The sequence below is a fragment of the Caldicellulosiruptor changbaiensis genome (assembly GCF_003999255.1).
Classification (GTDB): Bacteria; Bacillota; Thermoanaerobacteria; order Caldicellulosiruptorales; family Caldicellulosiruptoraceae; genus Caldicellulosiruptor; species Caldicellulosiruptor changbaiensis.
The window spans coordinates 1714252-1734968 of record NZ_CP034791.1; the positions used below are offsets into that span (position 1 = coordinate 1714252).

Here is a 20717-nt window from a genome sequence, read left to right on the forward strand (position 1 = left end):
GAAAATTTCAAAGTGGGCAGCTTTTTTTAATATTGAATTTTTCCAAAACCCTTAGTATATTTGAAAATTAGAAAAGCTAAAAGCCCTCAAAAAAGAATAAGGGGGAGTTTTGCTTGGCAACAGGGGCAAAGTACTATCATTCATGCATAAACTGTGGTGGTATCAATTCAGATACAAGAAACCAAAAAGGACTTCCATGTGAAAAGTGTCTACCCTTTGAAAATGGCATGAATATCCTTGAAAGTTTAAAACAATACAATAGCCTCAAAGATTATGCCTACTTTTGGAATTTTCAAAATGAATATAAAGAGTTTGAAGACTTTTTTGTGTCAAAGGTTGGAAAGCCAATGACAGGATATCAGCGGCTCTGGGCAAGGCGGCTTTTACTTTCAAAAAGCTTCACATTAATTGCTCCCACAGGCCTTGGTAAGACAACATTTGGACTTGTTGCAACACTGTGGATGGCAAAAGCTGGCAAGAAGGTAGCTTTAATCTTCCCTACTGTATCACTTGTTGAACAAGCGCATCAGAGACTCCTTGAATTTGCTAATAAAGAGCCAAAAGAAAATGTTAAAATTTTGTCATATAAGTCATCAATGAAAAAAACTGAAAAGGATGAGTTTGAAAAAAGCTTTGAAAATGGCGAATTTGACATCCTAATTGTCTCATCGCAATTTATATCAAAGCGAAAGGACGACCTTGCAAAGAAGGTATTTTCATTAGTGTTTGTAGATGATGTTGATGCTATTTTGAAATCTTCAAAAAACATTGACACTCTTTTACAGATGATTGGTATTGACCAAAAGACAATTGATAAGACTTTTGAAAACCTCAAAAAAGGCACTAAGTATTCTGATCAAAAACTAAACGGCACACCTTCTACTTCATCGAAAGGTATTCTCATTGTATCTTCTGCCACTGCAAAGCCACAAGGACTAAAACCTCTTTTGTTTAGAGAGTTGCTTGGATTCGAAATAGGTAGATTTACATTCAGTATAAGAAATATTACAAATATAAGAATTGCTGAAAAGTCAAAAGAAAAGCTGCTTGAGACAATCAGAATTCTCAATGATGGAATCCTGTTATTTGTGGAAAATGAAGAAGAAGGCAAAGACGTGACAAACTTTTTAGAAAATAAAGGAATACCTGTTGGTAAAACGTGGGAAGATTTCGAAAAAAGTTTTGAGCAATTTAGAGAGGGAAAGCTCAAAATCCTATGTGGTATATACTCATACTATGGAAAGCTTGTAAGAGGCATAGACCTACCTTTGAGAATAAAGTATTCAATATTTTGGGGAACACCCTCGTTTAGGTTCTCAACAGATATTGAAAAGGCGCCCCGGTTTGTCTTAGAGAGAGTGTTTTCTGACTATCTTGAAGAACATCCCAAGCTAAAAAGCTTCTTTAAAAACATAGATAGATATCAAGTCGAAAGGTTAAGAGAGGTAGTAAAAAAATATATTCCTCAAGATAGGTGGGTTGCTTTTGTTAAAAAGTCCTTCCCAAACTTGAAAATCTCAGATGAGGGTCAAATATTCTTTCCTGATGTTTTCACATATATCCAAGGCTCTGGTAGAACATCACGAATGCTGGGTAGTTCTTTAACAAAAGGAGTTTCAATCCTATTTGAAGATGATAATCTACTTTTTGAGAGTCTTAGGTCAAGACTCATGTTTTTGCTTGATGAAGAGTGGAAAACCGAAAATGAGGTATGTTTTGAAGATTTGATTAAAGAGGTTGAAATGAGCAGAAATGAAACTTTAATAAACGAGCGGTCTTCAGATTTAAAGTCAAGGCTTATGATTGTGGAATCACCCACAAAAGCTGAGACAATCTCAAAATTTTTGGAAAAAGCCTCCACAAGAAGGTATGGAAGGCTCTCTGTATACGAATCAGTGACTCCAGATGGAATTTTGCTCATCACTGCCTCAAAAGGACATGTTTATGACCTTGATACAAAAACAGGCCTCCATGGAGTAGAAATATCAAATGGCAACTTTATCCCATACTATAACTCTATCAAACGCTGTACAAGCTGTGGCACACAGTTTACTGATGAGTACTCTTCGTGTCCCAAATGCGGCTCTGATAAGATTGATGATAAAAAGGAGATATTAAAGGTACTTCGCGAGATAGCAGCTGAAGTAGACGAGGTTTTGGTTGCAACAGACCCAGATGTTGAGGGTGAAAAGATTTCATGGGATATATCTCAGTATTTAAAACCTGTCAACCAGAACTTAAGACGAATTGAAATGCACGAAATAACAAAATTTGGTTTTGAAAGTGCTATAAAAAACCAGCGTGATTTTAATGCAAATCTTGTAAAATCTCAGATTGTACGCAGAATTGAAGACAGGTGGGTTGGTTTTGAACTGAGTTCAAAGCTCCAGAAAAATTTTCAAAGCTATAATTTATCTGCAGGAAGAGTTCAATCTACCATCCTTGGCTGGATTATAGAAAGGGAAAAGGAATATGCAAAAAGTCAAAAAGAATTTACCTTTGTGCGATTTGAAAATGGATTTGGATTTGAGGCAGAAGGCAAAATAGATGGCAACAAGGTATTGGTAGAGGTAGTAGAAGAAAATGAAAAAGAGCTTGAGACCATTTTGCCATTTAATACACCCACACTTTTGTCTTTTGCATCACAAAAATTAAACCTTAGCGTGCAGGAAATCATGGAGATTTTACAGTTTTTATTTGAGCATGGGTTTATAACCTATCACAGAACTGATTCAAATAGAATATCACTCACAGGTCAAAATGTCGCGAGATTATATTTAGAAAAGATAGGCAAAAAAGATTTGTTTGTTGGCCGAAGTTTCGGGTCTGAGGGCGCGCACGAGGCAATAAGACCTGTTAAGCCAATTTCACCTTTGGAGTTAAAAGAGCTGTCAAGCGAAAGGCTTGCTCAGGGTTTGACAGCTAATCACATTAAAGTATACGAACTTATATTCAATAGATTTTTCACAAGCCAGATGAAAAACCCTCTTATAAAATATCAAAAACTAATTTTCAGGTTTGACAAACAAGAAATAGAAAAAGAAATGCCCATTGGGGTGATAGAAGAGGGGTGGCTCTTGTTCAGTCCAATTCAGATTTTTTCAAAATTTGAAAGTGGAGAATACCAAATAACAGAAAAGAAAAGCTACAAGAAGCACACAACCCCTCTATTCACCCAAGCAATGCTCATTGATGAGATGAAACAAAAGAATATAGGAAGACCATCCACATATGCTAAAATGGTTGAGACCCTTTTCAAAAGAGGATATGTATTCGAAGATCAATATAGAAGGATTCGTTCAACTGCACTTGGAAGAAAAGTGTATTCTTACCTTGCACAACACTACCAAGATTATATAAACGAAGAGACAACAAGAGATCTTGAAAGACTTATGGAAGTCGTTGAAATGGGTGAAAAGGATTATCAAAATGTGTTAAGTAGCTTATATGAAGAGCTTACTAAAATTATACAAAGCTAAAGTACTTTCTCTGAATTTTTTGTTTGAAGCCTATTTTAAAGTGATAAAAATTATGGTAGAATAAAACAAAAACTATATTTTGGAAAAGCGGGGTGGCTTTTTTGGTAAAAAACATAAAACTCAGAACAAAGCTCATTTTGCTTTTTGCCTTCGTCTTTTTAGCTTTTATATTAATTTTTGAAATTTATCTTATTCCTTCTGTTACAAAAACAATTGAGTCACAAGTCGAAAGTAAGCTCAAAAACATCGTCCAAGTTGCAATTTCAATATGTGAAAGCCAATATGCTCTCCAAAAATCCGGGAAACTTAGTGAATCTCAAGCCCAGCAGACAGCAAAAGAAATTATCCGCGGTCTTAGATACAACAGCAATGATTACATCTGGATAAATGATTTACAACCAAAGATGATAATGCACCCATTCAACCAAGAGTTAGAAGGTCAAGATTTATCTGACTACAAAGATCCAACAGGGTTTAAGTTATTTGTAGCTATGGTAGATGTTGTAAAGAAAAAAGGAGAAGGTTTTGTAAAATATCAATGGACGAAGCCTAATTCAAACAATAATTTTCCAAAAATGTCTTATGTTGTATTATTTAAACCATGGGGCTGGGTTTTAGGGACAGGCGTTTACATAGACGATTTAGTTGCATATGAGAATAATATAAAAAACAGCCTGAGAATGATAACACTTTTTGTGCTTTTAATATGCTTTTTGATAATATTTCTAATAACAATTTCGATCAGCCGAAGACTAAAACAAGTTGAAGAATTTGCTGAGTCTTTATCAAAATTTGACCTTTCTTCAAATAAAGGCTTAAATACAAGCTATAATGATGAAATTGGCAAGGTTGCAAGAACTTTCAGCAACATGAGCCAAAACATGAAAGATATGATATCACAGATAAAACAGGTCTCTTTATCTGTATTTGAAGCTGCAAAGGAGCTCACATCTGCTTCAAATGAGATTGCAAATGTCTCTGAGCAAATAGCTTTAGCAATTTCTGATGTTGCAAAAGGAAGTACTGAACAGGCAAATTCTATTGAACAATCAAGCCAAAGATTAAACAAACTTTCAGAGGTTATTGAAGATATCTCTGAAAAAATGAAAGAGTCTTACTCCTATGCGCAGACAGTGTTCAACACAATTAATGAAGGAAACTTACTTATTAACTCCCAGGAAGAAAATATGAAAAACGTCAAAGAGATTTGGCAAAAGGTTGAAAGTTTGATGAATCAGTTTTCTTCTATGAGCACAGAGATTGTCCAGATAACATCTTTTATAAGCAACCTTTCAAAAGAGATAAATCTCTTGGCTCTAAATGCATCAATTGAAGCCTCAAGAGCAGGTGAGGCAGGAAAAGGATTCATGGTTGTTGCAAACGAGATTAGAAAACTTTCTGACCAGACATCAAGTTCAGCAAAACAGATAGGTAATCTTCTCAAAAACATCCAAGCAAATGTAGAAAACCTTACAGCAGGTTTTAGCAGTTTTGAAGATGCTCTCAAAAAACAAGATGAGATCACAAACGACACAAAACAAGCTTATAGTCAGATTATAGAACTTACCAAAAAGCTCACAGAAATATTTGAAGAAATAAACCAAAGTATTCAAGCATCAACACAAGATATCTTATCTATATCAACTGAAATCTCCAATATTGCAAGTATTGCTCAGGAGACTGCTGCAGCAACCGAGCAGACAGCTGCATCAACAGAAGAGCAAACTGCAACTGCCCAGACAATTGCAAGTACAATGAAAAGATTAGAAAGCTTAGCTGAGGATATGATGAAAAAGGTTGAAGTGTTCAAGGTATAACACTAATTAGGGGCTGGAAAAATATTATTCCCAGCCCCTTTAAACTCCCATTTTTAAATCTCTACTTGGGACTCAAAATCAAGGTCATCCTTGTACTTTTGCAATATTGGTTTTACATATTCCTCATAGTATTCTTTTACCTGAGATGGTGCTCTTCCTACAAACTTTTTAGGGTCTAAAATAGCTTCAATTTCTTCTTTTGAAAGCCCAAAGCTTGGATCGTTTGAAATAAGTTCAATCAGGTTGTTTTCCTTTCCAAATTCTTTGACATTTTGAGCAGCTTGCATAGAATACCTTCTAATCTTTTCATGCAAATCCTGCCTATCACCGCCACGTTTTACTGCTTCCATGAGTATATTCTCTGTTGCCATAAATGGAAGTTCTTGTTCAATATGCCTTTTTATCATATTCTCATACACAACAAGACCGCTTGCAACGTTGTGATAAAGATTCAAAATAGCATCGGTTGCTAAAAACGCCTCAGGGATTGCAATTCGCCTGTTTGCAGAGTCGTCCAAAGTCCTTTCCAGCCACTGGACAGAAGCTGTAAACAGTGGATTTTGAATGTTAACCATTACATACCTTGCCAAGGCACAGATTCTCTCACATCTCATAGGATTTCTTTTATATGCCATTGCCGATGACCCAACCTGTGTTTTTTCAAATGGCTCTTCTATTTCTTTTAAATGCTGTAAAAGCCTTATATCATTTGCAAACTTATAAGCGCTTTGTGCAATTGATGCAAGCATTGATAAAACTAAATAATCAAATTTCCTTGGATATGTCTGGGATGTAAGAGGAAAACTCTTTTTAAATCCCATCTTTTGACAAACAAGCTGGTCAAGCTTCTTAACCTTTTCTTCATCACCATCAAAAAGAGCCATGAAACTTGCTTGTGTACCAGTTGTCCCTTTCACACCTCTTAAGTAAGTGTGATCCATCACATACTCTAAAAACTGTAGGTCCATCACCAAGTCCTGGACCCACAGCATTGCCCTTTTACCAACTGTTGTTAGCTGAGCAGGCTGAAAGTGTGTAAAACCCAAAGTGGGCATGTCTTTGTACTTTAAAGCAAATTCAGACAACACCTTTATGCAACTGACAAGCTTTTTTCTAATAAGCTTCATTGCCTCATACATTATGATGATATCCGCATTGTCTGTCACAAAGCAGCTTGTTGCGCCAAGGTGAATAATTGGTCTTGCCTTTTTTGCCTGCTCGCCAAATGCATGAATATGTGCCATTACATCATGACGAAGTTCTTTTTCCTTTTGTCTTGCCACATCATAGTTTATGTTATCGGCATACTTTTTCATCTCTTCTATCTGTTGATCAGAGATATCAAGCCCCAGTTCTTTTTGTGCTTCTGCCAAAGCAATCCAAAGCTTGCGCCAAAGCTTAAACTTTGTGTCATCAGAAAAAAGTCTTTTCATCTCATCGCTTGCATAACGTGAATTAAGCGGTGTCTCATAAGTTTGGTGCAACTTTTCTCACTTCCCCTATTCTCTCTGTATTTTCTATTTCTAATTATACCTTTATTTGAGCTTTTCAACAAACCTCTTTATCCTAGCCAAGCCCTCTTTGATATTCTGCACAGATGTAGCATACGAAAGTCTCATATGATTTTCCATACCAAAGCCTTCGCTTGGAACAACTGCAACTTTTTCATTTTCTAAAAGAAGCTTTGCAAAGGTATTTGCACTGTCTATAACTTTCCCGTCAAAACTTTTCCCAATAACGCCTGACAAGTCGACCCAAATATAAAATGCGCCTTGGGGTTTTACGCTACTTAAACCCTCAATCTCATTTACAAGCTCATATATCAAATCTCTTCTTTTTGCAAACTCTTCTACCATCTTCTTAAGACTTTCTTGAGGACCGCTCAGAGCCTCATATGCAGCATACTGGGCAATTGAATTGGGGTTTGAGGTTGTGTGGCTCTGAAGGTTTGTTATAATCTTTGCTAAATCCTTGTTTGAGAGAGTATACCCAATTCTCCAGCCTGTCATTGCATAAGACTTTGAAACACCATTTACTATCACGGTCAGATCTTTTGCCTTATTACCAAAAGAGGCTGGTGATATGTGCTTTTGTCCATCATATATAAGTTTGTCATAAATCTCATCCGAAATAATGAATATTTCATTCTGTATACAAAGTTCAACAATCTCTTTCAGCTCTTCATATGTATAGACCATACCAGTTGGATTTGACGGAGAATTTAAAACAAGGGTTTTTGTCTTAGATGTGATATACTTTTGTAAATCTCTGCCACTTACCTTGTAATTCGACTCTTTTTGTGTCGGTACAACTACAACCTTGCCACCTGCAAGTTTTATAAGCTCTGGATATGTAACCCAATATGGAGATGGAAGAAGTACCTCATCACCTTCATTCAAGAGAGCAAAAAAAACATTCATCAGAGAGTGCTTTGCACCATTTGAAATGACTATTTCATCTGCAGAATAAGAAATTCCATAATTTTCATTATAATACTTTGCAACCGCCTCTTTTAAACAGGCAATCCCCGCAACCGGTGTGTACTTTGTGTATCCTTTAACAATGGCAGCAATTGCTGCATATTTTATGTTTTCAGGTGTGTCAAAATCAGGCTCACCCGCACCAAAACCAATTACATTTTCACCAGATTCTTTTAATTTTTTTGCTAAAGCGTCTATTGCTAAGGTTGGTGACGCTGAAATACTTAGCGCTCTTTGTGAATACTTCATCCTTTCTCCCTTCGCCCTTTCAACTTGTTTTTGCAATACTATATCATATTTATATGCATTTTTCAATATCAATGTTACGAAAAAATAGGATTTAAGATTGTAAAAACGCAAGTTTTAAATAAAAAAATTTCATTTTAGAAATTCGTAAGTAAAGCTAAAAAGGTTATTGTAAAGGATATCAAAAATCTCTTCATCGGTAAATCCAAATCTACTGAGCACCTCTTTTATTTTTGGCAAATCCTCGACCCCATTTATACCATCTGCAAATTGGTCTGCTCCGTCAAAGTCAGAACCTAAACACACATGTTTATGGCCAATTAACTGTGAGATATGTGCTATATGTTTTGCAATGTCTTCAAGCTTTGCAGAACTTTCACTTAAAAAAGGCGAATAAAAGCTTATCCCAATCAAACCATTAAAACTTCCTACAATCTTTATCTGATCATCCGTGAGATTTCGTGGGTGTTTGCACAACGCATAACAGTTTGAATGGCTTACAATAAACGGACTATTAATAATCTTTACAACATCATAAAATGTTCTCTGTGACGCATGGGCAAGGTCAACAATAAAGTTCATCTCCAAAAGTCTTTTTAAAATTTCTTTTCCAAAACTGCTTAGAGCTTCATCTTCATAAGCTCCGCCACAAAGCTTGTTTTTGTGATTCCACGAAAGCGTAGCACCTTTTACACCTTTTTCTTTCAATATTTCAACATCAAAAATATCATTGATAAATGAAATGTCTTCAACAATTACCAAAATATTTAGTTTATTCTCATCAATAATTTTTGAGATACCAACATTGTTTACATCATATTTATTTAGCAAATCCAGAATTGTAAAGATGTTCTCCATAAAATCGATATCTTTGCGCCTTGTATCCTGCCATATTGCCATGTACTGAAGTTTTAAATCAACTTGTTTTGCTCTTTTAAAGTCAAACTGCAATAAATTTTCATAAAGTCCTTCATTTTTGAAAAACGCTGCTGTTAATGTGTCATTGTGGGCATCAGCAAACACTGCTGCAGCTCCTATTAGCTTCTGGGGCTCTATTAAAATTCTATTATTTCCTCCTTTGTTGCAAGAACTACATTATCAAAAATCTCTTTTGCAGATGCTAAATGCTTTTGCTCATCACACTCTGGCTTTAGGTGTGTCAAGACTAAAAGCTTGGCTCCAGCTTCTTTTGCCACTTTTGCTGCCTGTTTTGGACTCATATGGTACCTCTTTGATTCCTCAATCTTTTCAACTTCCTCATCTGTATATGCACAGTTTAGCAAGAGCAAATCTGCACCGCTGCAAAACGCTGCAAAATCCTCTTTGTATCCTGTATCACCAGAGAACACAAAGGCTTTCCCTTCCTCTTCAATCCTAACAGCAAAACTCTTATATGGGTGCTGACCTTCAAAAAAGGAAAGTTTAATACTCCCTATTTGGGTTTGCAAGTTTTCTTCAATATTTTTTACCTTGTAAACACCTTTTCTAATTAAGTTATATTCCTCTTGTGGCTCAGATGGAATAAAAAGGTCTATCTCTTTGCCACGGGACGCAAAGTAGTACCTCAAAACCCCTAAATCACTTGTGTGGTCAGCGTGAAGATGTGAGCATATTATAAACGAAATATCATCATAGGTGATATAGTTTAAAAGCTTTGACAAAACACCACTTCCACAGTCAATTAGAATGTTTGCGCTCTCTGTTTTTAGTAGATAACCAGATGTAGCCTCATTTTTAGTAGGGTATGGACCTCTTGCACCCAAGATTGTCAAAATCATTTTATCATCTCCTTGTTATATAGTAATTCCAAAAACTCAGTAATTATATCCCTGTACTTTTCTTCTTCTACCAAAAAAGAGTCATGTCCATAATCCGATTCAATCTCTTTGTAAATCAAATCAACACCTGCTTCTTGGAGCCTATCTCTCATATATCTCATCTGGCTGATTGGGAAGAGGATATCAGAGGTTATGGCTATGAGCAAAAACTTTGCCTTAATCCTCCTTAGTGCCTCATCCTCACTCCCATATGTCCTTCCAAGGTCGTATAGGTCCATTGCACGTGTAAGATATAAATATGTATTTGCATCAAATCTCTGAACAAGTTTCATTCCTTGATAGTGTAGATAACTTTCCACCTCAAATTCTGTGTTAAAAGACTCAAAAAAGCTCTCAACAGGGTCTTTCATCCTTCGGTTAAACTTCCTATCCATTAGTTTGTCTGACTGGTAAGTTATCATTCCGAGCATCCTTGCAATAGAAAGACCTTGAGCAGGACCTGTCTTGTCATAATAATCACCATTGTTCCAGTTAGGGTCTGCCATGATAGCCCTTCTCATAACTTCATTGAAGGCAATTGACTGCGCATTGAGCTTAAGTGGCGATGCAATGTTTATAACACCGTCCATAAAATCCGGGTAGCTCACAGCCCACTCTAAAGCTTGCATACCACCCATGGAACCGCCAACAACGCATAAAATATGCTCTATTTTCAGTGCTTCCAAAAGTTTTCTTTGAACATTGACCATGTCTTTGATAGTTATAATAGGAAACCTTGCACCATAAGGCTTTCCTGTTTCAGGGTCAATAGAAGAAGGGCCTGTTGTCCCCTGACAGCCACCGAGAACATTTGAACAGATAATAAAATACTTGTTTGTGTCAAACATCTTTCCGGGGCCGACAAACTTGTCCCACCAGCCGGGTTTTGGATCATCTTCTGAGTGTTTCGCAACGTGTGAATCGCCTGTCAGGGCATGAGTTATCAAAATAATGTTGTTCTTTTCTTTATTAATCTCTCCATAAGTCTCATAAGCAACTGTAATGGGTCCGAATTTCTTGCCACTTTCTAATACAAAGTCCTTGTTGTGTGCAAATTTTACAAACTTTTTGTAGCCCTCTTCCCAAAACTCAAATTTCTCCAATCTCTTTTACCCCCACATTGAAGCTTATTTAAAATGCATGAAAGATTGCCCCTTACATCAATTTTTAACTTTTTATCTTGGAGCAATCTTTCATGCAGCAGATGATAGGTCTTATTATATTCTTTATTTTAAATTTTATTTAGTGCACTCTCAATATCATATATTAAATCATCAATATCTTCAATACCAACAGACAATCTTATCATCTCTGGCAAAACTCCAGCTGCCCTTTGCTCTTCTTCTGTAAGCTGCTGATGAGTGGTTGACGCAGGATGAATGATAAGTGATTTTGCATCGCCAACATTTGCAAGGTGTGAAAAGAGCTTTACATTGTTTATAATCTTCTTTGCTGCGCTATAGCCGCCTTTTGGTCCAAATGTAAAGATAGCACCAGGACCTTTTGGTAGGTATTTTTTGTAAAGGTCATAGTATTTGTTGCCCTCTAAGGCCGGATAGTTTACCCACTCCACTTTTGGATGATTGTTCAAAAACTCTGCTAATTTCATTGCGTTGTCAACATGCTTTTGCATTCTGAGCGAAAGCGTTTCAACGCCAAGTAAAATCAGGAACGAATTAAACGGTGATATACAAGCACCAATGTCTCTAAGAAGTGTAAGTCTTAGTTTTGCAATATATGCAGCATTTCCGAACTCCTTTGTATAAACAAGACCGTGATAACTTGGGTCAGGCTGAATTAAATCTGGGAATTTCTCGTTCCACTCGAATCTCCCCGAGTCAACCACAATCCCTGCAATTGATGTCCCATGTCCGCCCAAAAACTTTGTCATTGAATACACAACAATGTCCGCCCCGTGTTCAATTGGCCTGAACAAATAAGGTGTTGCAAATGTGTTGTCCACAATAAAAGGAATTCCATGCTTGTGAGCAATCTCTGCTATAGCTCCAAAATCAGGAATGTTTATATTAGGGTTGCCAAGCGTCTCGACAAATATAGCCTTTGTCTTATCTGTAATTGCTGCTTCAAATTCTTCTGGATAGTCAGGATTGACAAATTTTACGGCGATACCAAGTTTTCTTAATGTGTGAGCAAATAGTGTATATGTTCCGCCGTACAAGGTTGAAGCAGCGACAACTTCGTCTCCGCTTCTTGCAATGTTTAAAATTGCATAAGTGATAGCAGCTTGCCCTGAGGATGTTGCAACAGCTCCAACCCCACCATCCAGTGCTGCAATTCTTTTTTCTAAAACATCTGTTGTCGGATTTCCTATTCTTGTATAGATATTTCCTGCTTTTTTGAGTGCAAACAGGTCTGCTGCCTCTTCAGGTGTATCGAAAATGTAAGAGGTTGTCTGGTAAATTGGAACAGCTCTTGATTTTGTCTCTCTGTCAACAAACTGCCCTGCATGAAGTTGAAGAGTATCAAAACCGTATTTTCTTTCTTCCATCTTCTCTTTTCCCCTTTCGTTAATTTTATAATATCTTGGTTTTCAAAAAAGATAAAAAAATAGTCTTCCTGCAGATAAGCTACAAGAAGACTTTTTTCAAAATCTTCTTACTTCTTATCTGCCAGGTATTTTAAAAAATACCTGCTGGAATTGGCACCAAGAAAAAGGAAATAAGCCTTTTTCCGGTTGCCGGGCTTCATTGGGCCAGTCCCTCCACCACTCTTGATAAGAAGTAATTTTCTAATATTCAATTTTGTTGCTTTGATTATACCATTTAAAAATACATTGGTCAATACTCTACTTTTTAAATCTGAATTCTTGGATTTTCTTCAGACATTCTGTAAATTACAATCTTCCTTCCTATCACCTGCACAGGCTCTGCGTTTAGTTTTTCGCATATATAAGCTATCGCTTCTTTCGGCTCTATCTCACAGTTCTTCTCAAGGGCAATTTTTATAAGCTCTCTTGCAGAGAGTGCTTCATCTATTTGTTTGAGCACTCTTTCTGTAATCCCTTCCTTTCCAATTCGAATAATTGCATCCATTGTGTTTGCCATGCCCCTTAATTTTGCTCTTTGTTTGGATGTTAACAAGATATTTTTCACCTCTTTTTGAATTTAATTTTTGATAAAATACTTCTTTTTCGCTATTTATAAACTAAAACGGCAGAAAGGATTTTGCCTTTCTGCCGGCGTTTTTTATTTTTAGACCTCTACCTCTTTTCGAGACCTGCGCCGCTGCTTCTCGTACTCCGGATCCCCCTTTTTCCAACCGCTTCTTACCTTCTCAACCACCTTTTGTTTTGATACATCCACCACAAACCCGTTTTCCTTAAAACAAAAATATGTGGTATTACCTACCTTGCAGTTCCCACAATTGATGCACTCCATATCAGAAAAGATGACCTCCAAACCTTTTAAGAATTTCTTTTTGCTTGTCAATTATTTTAACCCATTTTTACTGTTTTGTCTATATCCATTTTTATGATAAATCTAAAACTTATTCATAATATTCAAACTCAACATCAAGTATCCTCACAATGTCGCCATCCTGGATTCCCATCTCTCTTAGCTTGTCAAAGACCCCAAGCTTGTTTAAGAAATTTTGAAAATACCTGAATGAGTCATGGTCATTTAAAACTATGTTTCTTGCTACCTTCTCTACAACTGTTCCTTCTACAACATATACACCGTTTTCTTTTCTGACAGTAAGCGGTTTTACATCCTTTTTCTTGTAGTATACAAACGTCCGTGGCTTTGCATCCTCTTCGATATTTTCAGCTGCCTTTTGCTGTTTCAAAAGTTCATAAGCTCTTTTTAAAACCTCTCTTATCCCCATGCCAGTTGCAGCAGAGATGGGATACACTTCATACCCCATCTTTTCAATCTCTTCTTTGAAAAGTTCAAAATACGCCTGAGCATCAGGAAGGTCCATCTTGTTTGCTGCGACAATTTGAGGCTTTTGGGCAAGTTCAGGGCTGTATTTTTTTAGCTCCTCATTGATTTTTATAAAATCCTCAACAGGCTCTCTTCCTTCACTTCCCGACACATCAACAATATGAATCAAAACCTTTGTCCTTTCAACATGTCGCAAAAATTGATGCCCAAGACCTGCTCCTTCACTTGCCCCTTCAATAAGCCCTGGTATGTCTGCTAAGACAAAGCTTTCACCCTCGCTAATATATACAATCCCAAGGTTGGGATACTTTGTTGTAAATGGATAGTTTGCTATCTCAGGTCTTGCGTTTGTTGCAACAGACAAGAATGTTGACTTACCAACGTTTGGATAGCCAATCAGTCCAACATCTGCTAAGACTTTTAGCTCCAAAATTACCCAAAGCTCGTCCCCTTTCTCCCCAACCTCAGCAAACCTTGGAACTTGCCTTGTGGCTGTTGCAAAATGGGCATTTCCTCTGCCACCTCTACCACCGTGGGCAACAATTGCTCTGTCGCCTTCTCTCGACAGGTCAGCAATTATCTCACCAGTTTCAGCATCTTTTATTACAGTTCCAACAGGAACCTTTATTATCAAATCTTCGCCGTCTTTGCCATGCATATTGTTAGGTCCGCCACGCTCACCATTTTGTGCCTTGTAATGTCTTTTGTATTTAAAATCAAGCAGGGTGTTCAGCTCCCTATCAGCAACAAATATCACATCTCCGCCTTTTCCACCATCTCCTCCTGCAGGACCTCCTGCTGGAACGTACTTCTCCCGCCTGAACGCAACTATACCATCTCCGCCATCCCCTGCTTTGACATAAATCTTTGCAATGTCCACAAACATGAATATCTCACCTCTTTTAAGAACAACTAAAAGATACAAAAAAAGAGACAAACCTCTTTTGTCAGTTTGCCTCTTTTTGAAAAGCGTTAAACCATAATAGATTTTTATTGAGCAGCAACCATCTCTTCAGCTGGAATAACAGACACAACTTTTCTTCCTCTCTTGTTTTCAAACTTTACATACCCTGTAACTAAAGCAAAAAGTGTGTCATCTCCACCACGACCGACATTCTTGCCTGGGTGGAATTTAGTTCCCCTCTGTCTTACCAAGATGTTTCCTGCCAAAACAAACTGACCGTCTGACCTTTTAACACCAAGTCTTTTTGACTCGCTGTCTCTTCCGTTTCTTGTTGAACCACCAGCTTTCTTGTGTGCAAACAGCTGAATGTCAAATATTAACTTCATCCTCTTTCACCTCCACTTTAACATATTTTGGATACTGAGATTCTAACTCTTTTAACGCTAAATATGCTGTTTGAAGAAGAAGCGAACAGCCCTTTGTTACTTCTTCATTGTTATTTAGCACTTCAAATTCTAAATAGCCTTCTTTTTGTTCTAACGAATGCTCAGCTTTCAATATCTCAATACAGCCATTTACATTTGCAAGTACTATTGAAGAGACTGCACTGCAAACAATATCTTTACCTTTCGGAGCAAAATGGCTGTGCCCTTTGACAACTATTTTATAATACCCTTTCTTTTGTGATTTTAAAAAAGTAGCTTCAATCATGGTTGACAATTTAACCTACTTACTTTGCTATTTTTGTTATCTGAATCTTTGTATACCACTGGCGATGTCCAAGTTTTCTGTGGTAACCTGTTTTTGATTTGTAAGTAAATACTATGATTTTCTTATCCTTTGCATGTTCTAAAACCTTTGCTTCAACATATGCGCCATCTACATATGGCTTTCCAACAACAAACCCATCGTCAGACGAAATTGCCAACACCTTATCAATCTTTACCACAGAGTCAACATCAGCTTTTAATTTTTCAACCTTTAAAACGTCGCCTTCCTGCACCTTATATTGCTTTCCACCTGTTTCAATTATTGCATACATCCTCTTTTCCATACCTCCTGCTTTTAAGAAATTTTTCAAATTCTGCCTGCACGCCGCTACGGGAGCATTTTACCCTTTGCGAGCGCTCATAAAACAACATTCAATATTATAGCATTGAATATTGTCCATTACAATAGCAAATTTTCCTCAAAACCCTTTACATCTTTATCATTTCGTTTCCTTGTAAAACCTCTCTTTTTCACTGTAAATACAGCCGCAATACTTTTGCATATAAAGTCCCATCTCTCTTGCTTTTTGCCTTCCTTCTCTAAATCCTTCCCTGAAATCTCTATAATAAAACTCAATCTCGTACTTTTTTGAAATGGCTTCTCCAAGTTCTTTTATAAGCTCATGCTTTTGATAAGGACTTACCAAAAGAGAGGTTGTAAAGGCATCAAACCCACTTTTTTTGGCAACCAAGGCAGTTCTTTCTAACCTCACAGAATAACAATAAATACACCTTGCATTTTCTCTAAAAGCACAGTTTCGTAAAAACTCTTCCAAAGGGTACTCATCTATCACAATAAGTTTTTTACCGCGCAGGTCATAAAAAATCTTTGCTGAATCTAATCTGTTTTTAAACTCTGTATAAGGATGAATGTTTGGATTGAAAAAAAGCCCAAAAACTTCATGCCCTTCTTCACTTAGCTTTTCCAAAGGGTACACACTACAAGGACCACAGCATGTGTGCATAAGTAACCTCATCTTTTATCACCACTTTCTTTGACATTAAACTTTATCTTTGCAATGTGATTTATAGCTTTTTGAGTGGCAACTCTTCCTCGCGCAGTCTTTACTAAAAAACCTTCCTGAATCAAATAAGGTTCATAGATATCTTCAATTGTCCCTTCATCTTCTCCAATGGCAGCTGCAATTGTAGAAAGTCCAACAGGTCCTCCGCCAAACTTGTAAACTATTGCTTCCAAAATATTCCTGTCAACAAGGTCAAGTCCATATTCGTCCACCTCAAACATCTCAAGCCCATTCTTTGCAACCTCATATGTTATACTTCCTGTGTGCTTTACCATAGCATAATCTCTAAGTCTTCTAAGTAGTCTGTTTGCAACTCTTGGAGTTCCTCTTGAGCGCTTTGCAATCTCTATGCATGCTTCTTTTTCTATATCGCACTTTAAAATGCTGGCAGACCTCATAACAATCTGGCTTAGCTCTTCAACTGTGTAGTAGTCAAGCCTTTCTATTATTCCAAACCTGTCTCTCAGCGGTGATGATAAAAGACCTGCCCTTGTTGTTGCTCCAATGAGTGTAAAAGGTGGCAAAGTCAATCTTATAGTCTTTGCGGACGGACCTTTACCAATCACAATATCAACCTTTTTGTCTTCCATTGCAGGATATAAAACCTCTTCGATTGTTCTGTTTAGTCTATGAATTTCATCAATAAACAAAATATTATTTTCACCAATATTTGTAAGAATGGCAACAAGGTCGCCTGCTCTCTCTATTGCAGGGCCAGATGTTACTTTTATATCAACTCCCATTTCATTTGCAATGATGTTTGCCAATGTTGTTTTTCCAAGACCAGGTGGACCATATAAGAGTACATGGTCAAGAGGTTCTTTTCTTTTTTTGGCAGCTTCAATAAAGATTTTTATTTTTTCTTTCACTTTTTGCTGGCCTATATAATCTTCAAGTGTCTTTGGTCGCAGTGACTCCTCATGAACATCCTCAATAGAAAATTTATTATCCAGTAATCTCTCCATTTTATTTCATTCCTCTTTGAATTTGTTTTTTCTCAAATCTTTGATAACTTTTTCAAAGCAAGTTTTATTCCATCTTCCAAAGAAAGTTCAGAAAAATCTTCGGATGAAAGAACCTGGTTGATTTCATCTATCTCATATCCCAAGGATAAAAGTGCTAAAGATATTTCCTCAAGCTTTTCATAAGTTTTTTCTTCTGTACCTGAAGTAGAAGCTACTTTGAACTCTTTCTTGAGTGTCTCTTTAAGTTCAAGAATTATCCTGCTTGCAGTTTTTTTTCCAATTCCTTTTACCTTCTCAAGTCTTGCCACATTTCCCTTTGCAATTTCCACAATAAGCTGCTGATAATCTATTGATGAAAGAATCTGAAGAGCTAATTTGCTGCCAACACCGGTTACCTTCTGAAGCTTTAAAAAAAGTTCTCTTTCTTCCCTTGTCAAAAAACCGTAACATTCAAGCTCTGATAAATTTTCGTTAAACTTTAGGCTAACATACACTCTCTTTTCTTTGCCTAAAAATTCAGAGAATTTTGTGCTATTACAAAATATTTTTATGTATATGTTATTGTAATTGAGGATAACATAATTATTAAATACCTCTTGGATGGTTCCCACAATAGAATCTATCATACTTCATCCTCCTGATAAAGTACCGAAGAGCTTGACAGTATATGACACATCGCAACAGCCAAAGCATCTGCAACATCATCTGGCTTGGGAATTTCAGAAAGACCAAGTAGACTTTTTACCATTTTTTGTATTTGAGTTTTATCTGCTCTACCATATCCAGTTATGGATTGTTTGACCTGCAATGGGGTGTATTCGTAAATACTTAGGTTATTCTGAATACATGTGAGAATAATCACACCTCTTGCCTCACCAATTGTGATAGCAGTTTTGGAGTTTTTACTGAAAAAAAGTTCTTCAATTGCAACAACGTCAGGCTGGTACAGCGAAATTATGCTACAAAGCTCAGTATAAAGATGTAAAAGTCTCATCGACTTTTTGAGACTGCTCGAAGTTTCTATTCTGCCATAGTCGATTACTTTAAACTCTGAGCCATTTTTAGACTCTATAATTCCATAACCAGTCAGCGCAATCCCGGGGTCAATACCAAGCACTCGCAACTCCTCTCAAATCCTTTCTTTATATTTCGAATTTTTACCCCTACAAACATTGATTCTTTATTCATTTTAGCACAATTTAATTTTTTTATCCACAAAATATATGCTTGCATTTTTATTCTTTTTAACTTATAATTATGCACTGAAGGAGGAAAGAATAATGGAATTTGTTGTTCGAAGAGCAACTTATGATGATGTAAAGGCTATAAAAGAAATAACAAAAGAGGCGTTTACAAAGTATTGTGAGCTTGCAGGTATTGACCCTGCCAAAAATGCGGCTGTGAATGAGACTGAAGAGGATATAAAAAGGGATATTGATACCAAAGAGGTTTATGTTGCTTTTATGGACGGAATAATTGTGGGCACAATCAGGGTTGAAATCTTTCCTGACAAAACAGCATATATTAGCCGTTTTGGTGTAAGGCTCAACTATCAAAACAATGGCGTTGGCAAGGCACTTATGAAAGTTGTTGATGAGAGACTCAAAGAGCTTGGGGTCAAAAAGGTTTATCTTCACACTGCATCTAAGGTAAGAGATCTGGTTCGATTCTACTATGCAAGGGGTTTTTATATTGTATCAACATCAAATGAAAATGGGTACATCAGAGCACTTCTGTGTAAAGAGTATGATGAAGAAAATTAAAGGGCTTTGCACAGTTCATTATAACGTGGAAATTTTTAACTTCTTATGTGCAAAGCCCCTTTGGGCCTTTTAATTTCTATTGTTAATCAAAATTACCTATAAAACTTTTCTGGCAGCCATTCTTTTTCAGCTTCAAACATCTCGTCTACCATCTGGCGTATTGTTCCTAAGTCCAAAACTGCACTTGTGAGAGGGTCCATCATAATTGCATGATAAACTGCTTCCCTATCACCTGTCAAAGCAGCAAGAACAGTTAGCTCTTGAACATTTATATTTGTTCTGTTCAAAGCTGCAAGCTGTGGAGGAAGATCTCCAACATAAGTTGGCTGAATACCATTTTTGTCAACCAAGCATGGCACTTCAACACAGCATCCTTCAGGCAAATTTGTTATCACATCCTTGTTTTCAACATTACCATTTATCACACTTGGAGTATTTGTCTCTATGGAATGGATGATAGTTGCACAGTATTCGTTACTTCTTTTCGGGTCGATGTAGTCTGCCTCTGCCATTTTCTTCAGGTCTTCAAGCAAAGTTTTCGCAGCATCTAAGCAGCAATGCAAATACATACCATTGTAATGTTCTTTGTGCCATGAATGGGTTCTATGGATTTTATTTATCCAATTGTCGCTCTTTCTAAAATAGGGAACATATTCAGACATGTGAAAACTTGACTCTGAAACATAATATCCAAAATGTTTTAGTATCTCGAATTTTGTAACATCCTGTGTATAGATTTCTGGGTCATTTGCTTTTTCTCTTATAAGAGGATATGCATCTTTTCCTTTCCACTCAAATTTTAAAAACCATGCCATGTGGTTTATACCTGCACACAGATAAGAAATTTCTTCCATTTTTGCCCCAATAATCTTTGCTAAAAATTCAGCAGTTCCTTGAACACTGTGACAAAGCCCTACATTTTTTATATTCGTAGCCTTATTTAACGCCCAGCAATTCATTGCCATTGGATTTACATAATTGAGCAAAAGTGCGTCAGGACACAGCTCTTCCATGTCCTTTGCAATGTCAAGCAAAACCGGTATTGTTCGCAAAGCCCTGAAAACTCCACCTGGACCTATTGTATCACCAACTGCCTGTTTTACACCATATTTTAGAGGAATGTAAATGTCATACTCGAAAGGTTTTAAACCTCCAACCTGTATTGTGACAATAACATATTTTGCACCTTTTAAAGCCTCTTTTCTATCAGTTGTAGCTTCAAGTTTAGTAGGATACTTTTCCTGTTCAATGAGCTTTTGTAAAGCTCTTCTCATAAATTCAAGCCTTACACTGTCAATGTCCATAAGCGCTATTGTAGAGTCTCTTAGCTCTGGATACGACAAAATGTCTCTTACCAAGTTCCTTGTGAAAACTCCACTTCCTGCACCTATGATAGCTATTTTGAGCATACTCTCATCTCCTTCCATGAATATATCTTTTATTTTAACCTTTCGGCCGCTGTATTTAAATTCTTATAATTTTGAAAGTTCTATCAGAATTTTATAAAACAAATAAGACAGCTTCTTAAATTTTATACTCTTTAAGA

General features: G+C 36.7%; 20 protein-coding genes and 1 riboswitch. Of the genes, 3 read left to right on the forward strand and 17 right to left on the reverse strand.

All coding sequences use genetic code 11. The features are described from left to right. The first annotated feature begins 113 nt into the window (after positions 1–113). Together rgy and ELD05_RS08535 are read left to right on the forward strand one after the other, a co-directional pair. Entirely contained in the window at positions 114–3479 is a 3366-nt protein-coding gene (gene rgy, locus ELD05_RS08530; protein ID WP_127352095.1) for a reverse gyrase, read from the forward strand. 92 nt (positions 3480–3571) lie between these two features. After that, positions 3572–5296, forward strand: coding sequence for a methyl-accepting chemotaxis protein (locus ELD05_RS08535; RefSeq protein ID WP_241243442.1), 1725 nt, complete (start codon positions 3572–3574; stop codon positions 5294–5296). Between the two features lie 53 nt (positions 5297–5349). Here ELD05_RS08535 and purB read toward each other — a convergent pair whose 3' ends face one another. The 16 genes from purB to ruvC all read right to left on the reverse strand — a co-directional run bounded on the left by purB (position 5350) and on the right by ruvC (position 18531). Beyond that, the gene (gene purB, locus ELD05_RS08540; protein WP_127352097.1) at positions 5350–6780 is read right to left on the reverse strand and encodes an adenylosuccinate lyase; all 1431 of its coding nucleotides are present in this window, start codon (positions 6778–6780) and stop codon (positions 5350–5352) included. 51 nt (positions 6781–6831) lie between these two features. After that, positions 6832–8025 carry a pyridoxal phosphate-dependent aminotransferase gene (locus ELD05_RS08545; protein ID WP_127352098.1) on the reverse strand — a complete coding sequence of 398 codons (1194 nt, stop codon included), beginning with the start codon at positions 8023–8025 and terminating at the stop codon, positions 6832–6834. Between the two features lie 129 nt (positions 8026–8154). Next, entirely contained in the window at positions 8155–9045 is an 891-nt protein-coding gene (locus tag ELD05_RS08550) for a dipeptidase (RefSeq protein ID WP_127352099.1), read from the reverse strand. Between the two features lie 32 nt (positions 9046–9077). Further along, complete coding sequence (locus ELD05_RS08555) at positions 9078–9800, reverse strand: MBL fold metallo-hydrolase (protein WP_127352100.1); 723 nt, start codon at positions 9798–9800, stop codon at positions 9078–9080. Further along, a complete protein-coding gene (gene metX / locus ELD05_RS08560) occupies positions 9797–10942 on the reverse strand; it encodes a homoserine O-acetyltransferase MetX (RefSeq protein ID WP_127352101.1) in 1146 nt (381 codons plus the stop codon). The genes ELD05_RS08555 and metX overlap by 4 nt, the downstream gene beginning before the upstream one ends. Positions 10943–11070: 128 nt before the next feature. Beyond that, complete coding sequence (locus ELD05_RS08565) at positions 11071–12348, reverse strand: O-acetylhomoserine aminocarboxypropyltransferase/cysteine synthase family protein (protein ID WP_127352102.1); 1278 nt, start codon at positions 12346–12348, stop codon at positions 11071–11073. A 111-nt stretch (positions 12349–12459) separates the two neighbouring features. Continuing rightward, positions 12460–12580, reverse strand: a riboswitch (SAM riboswitch). Positions 12581–12652: 72 nt separating this feature from the next. Beyond that, the gene (yhbY, locus tag ELD05_RS08570; RefSeq protein ID WP_127352103.1) at positions 12653–12940 is read right to left on the reverse strand and encodes a ribosome assembly RNA-binding protein YhbY; all 288 of its coding nucleotides are present in this window, start codon (positions 12938–12940) and stop codon (positions 12653–12655) included. A gap of 111 nt (positions 12941–13051) precedes the next feature. Next, the gene (locus ELD05_RS08575) at positions 13052–13288 is read right to left on the reverse strand and encodes a hypothetical protein (RefSeq protein ID WP_241243444.1); all 237 of its coding nucleotides are present in this window, start codon (positions 13286–13288) and stop codon (positions 13052–13054) included. A 58-nt stretch (positions 13289–13346) separates the two neighbouring features. Next, on the reverse strand, positions 13347–14630 hold the full coding sequence (gene obgE, locus ELD05_RS08580; protein ID WP_041722822.1) for a GTPase ObgE: 1284 nt from the start codon (positions 14628–14630) through the stop codon (positions 13347–13349). Between the two features lie 104 nt (positions 14631–14734). Beyond that, on the reverse strand, positions 14735–15034 hold the full coding sequence (rpmA, locus tag ELD05_RS08585) for a 50S ribosomal protein L27 (RefSeq protein ID WP_011917097.1): 300 nt from the start codon (positions 15032–15034) through the stop codon (positions 14735–14737). Beyond that, positions 15018–15359, reverse strand: a complete 342-nt coding sequence (locus ELD05_RS08590; protein WP_011917096.1) for a ribosomal-processing cysteine protease Prp — start codon at positions 15357–15359, stop codon at positions 15018–15020. Before ELD05_RS08590 ends, rpmA begins: the two co-directional genes overlap by 17 nt. A gap of 19 nt (positions 15360–15378) precedes the next feature. After that, entirely contained in the window at positions 15379–15690 is a 312-nt protein-coding gene (gene rplU, locus ELD05_RS08595) for a 50S ribosomal protein L21 (RefSeq protein WP_011917095.1), read from the reverse strand. A gap of 168 nt (positions 15691–15858) precedes the next feature. Next, positions 15859–16395 (reverse strand): epoxyqueuosine reductase QueH, encoded by a 537-nt coding sequence (locus tag ELD05_RS08600; protein ID WP_011917094.1) that lies wholly within the window; start codon positions 16393–16395, stop codon positions 15859–15861. Next, the gene (gene ruvB, locus ELD05_RS08605) at positions 16392–17408 is read right to left on the reverse strand and encodes a Holliday junction branch migration DNA helicase RuvB (RefSeq protein ID WP_127352104.1); all 1017 of its coding nucleotides are present in this window, start codon (positions 17406–17408) and stop codon (positions 16392–16394) included. The genes ELD05_RS08600 and ruvB overlap by 4 nt, the downstream gene beginning before the upstream one ends. A gap of 32 nt (positions 17409–17440) precedes the next feature. Further along, entirely contained in the window at positions 17441–18034 is a 594-nt protein-coding gene (ruvA, locus tag ELD05_RS08610; RefSeq protein ID WP_011917092.1) for a Holliday junction branch migration protein RuvA, read from the reverse strand. Continuing rightward, complete coding sequence (gene ruvC, locus ELD05_RS08615; protein WP_011917091.1) at positions 18031–18531, reverse strand: crossover junction endodeoxyribonuclease RuvC; 501 nt, start codon at positions 18529–18531, stop codon at positions 18031–18033. The genes ruvA and ruvC overlap by 4 nt, the downstream gene beginning before the upstream one ends. 157 nt (positions 18532–18688) lie before the next feature. Between ruvC and ELD05_RS08620 the strand changes: the two genes are divergently transcribed. Beyond that, the gene (locus tag ELD05_RS08620) at positions 18689–19171 is read left to right on the forward strand and encodes a GNAT family N-acetyltransferase (RefSeq protein ID WP_011917090.1); all 483 of its coding nucleotides are present in this window, start codon (positions 18689–18691) and stop codon (positions 19169–19171) included. A gap of 92 nt (positions 19172–19263) precedes the next feature. Here ELD05_RS08620 and melA read toward each other — a convergent pair whose 3' ends face one another. Beyond that, a complete protein-coding gene (gene melA / locus ELD05_RS08625) occupies positions 19264–20580 on the reverse strand; it encodes an alpha-glucosidase/alpha-galactosidase (protein ID WP_127352105.1) in 1317 nt (438 codons plus the stop codon). Positions 20581–20717 lie beyond the last annotated feature (137 nt).

Bases quoted from the DNA above. Each gene is read 5' to 3' on its own strand.
- ELD05_RS08565 (WP_127352102.1), bottom strand. From the start codon at position 12,348: ATGGAAGAAAGAAAATACGGTTTTGATACTCTTCAACTTCATGCAGGG.
- ELD05_RS08545 (WP_127352098.1), bottom strand. From the start codon at position 8,025: ATGAAGTATTCACAAAGAGCGCTAAGTATTTCAGCGTCACCAACCTTA.
- ruvA (WP_011917092.1), bottom strand. From the start codon at position 18,034: ATGATAGATTCTATTGTGGGAACCATCCAAGAGGTATTTAATAATTAT.
- ruvB (WP_127352104.1), bottom strand. From the start codon at position 17,408: ATGGAGAGATTACTGGATAATAAATTTTCTATTGAGGATGTTCATGAG.
- rplU (WP_011917095.1), bottom strand. From the start codon at position 15,690: ATGTATGCAATAATTGAAACAGGTGGAAAGCAATATAAGGTGCAGGAA.
- obgE (WP_041722822.1), bottom strand. From the start codon at position 14,630: ATGTTTGTGGACATTGCAAAGATTTATGTCAAAGCAGGGGATGGCGGA.
- ELD05_RS08620 (WP_011917090.1), top strand. From the start codon at position 18,689: ATGGAATTTGTTGTTCGAAGAGCAACTTATGATGATGTAAAGGCTATA.
- rpmA (WP_011917097.1), bottom strand. From the start codon at position 15,034: ATGAAGTTAATATTTGACATTCAGCTGTTTGCACACAAGAAAGCTGGT.
- melA (WP_127352105.1), bottom strand. From the start codon at position 20,580: ATGCTCAAAATAGCTATCATAGGTGCAGGAAGTGGAGTTTTCACAAGG.
- ELD05_RS08555 (WP_127352100.1), bottom strand. From the start codon at position 9,800: ATGATTTTGACAATCTTGGGTGCAAGAGGTCCATACCCTACTAAAAAT.
- ELD05_RS08600 (WP_011917094.1), bottom strand. From the start codon at position 16,395: ATGAGGTTACTTATGCACACATGCTGTGGTCCTTGTAGTGTGTACCCT.
- ELD05_RS08590 (WP_011917096.1), bottom strand. From the start codon at position 15,359: ATGATTGAAGCTACTTTTTTAAAATCACAAAAGAAAGGGTATTATAAA.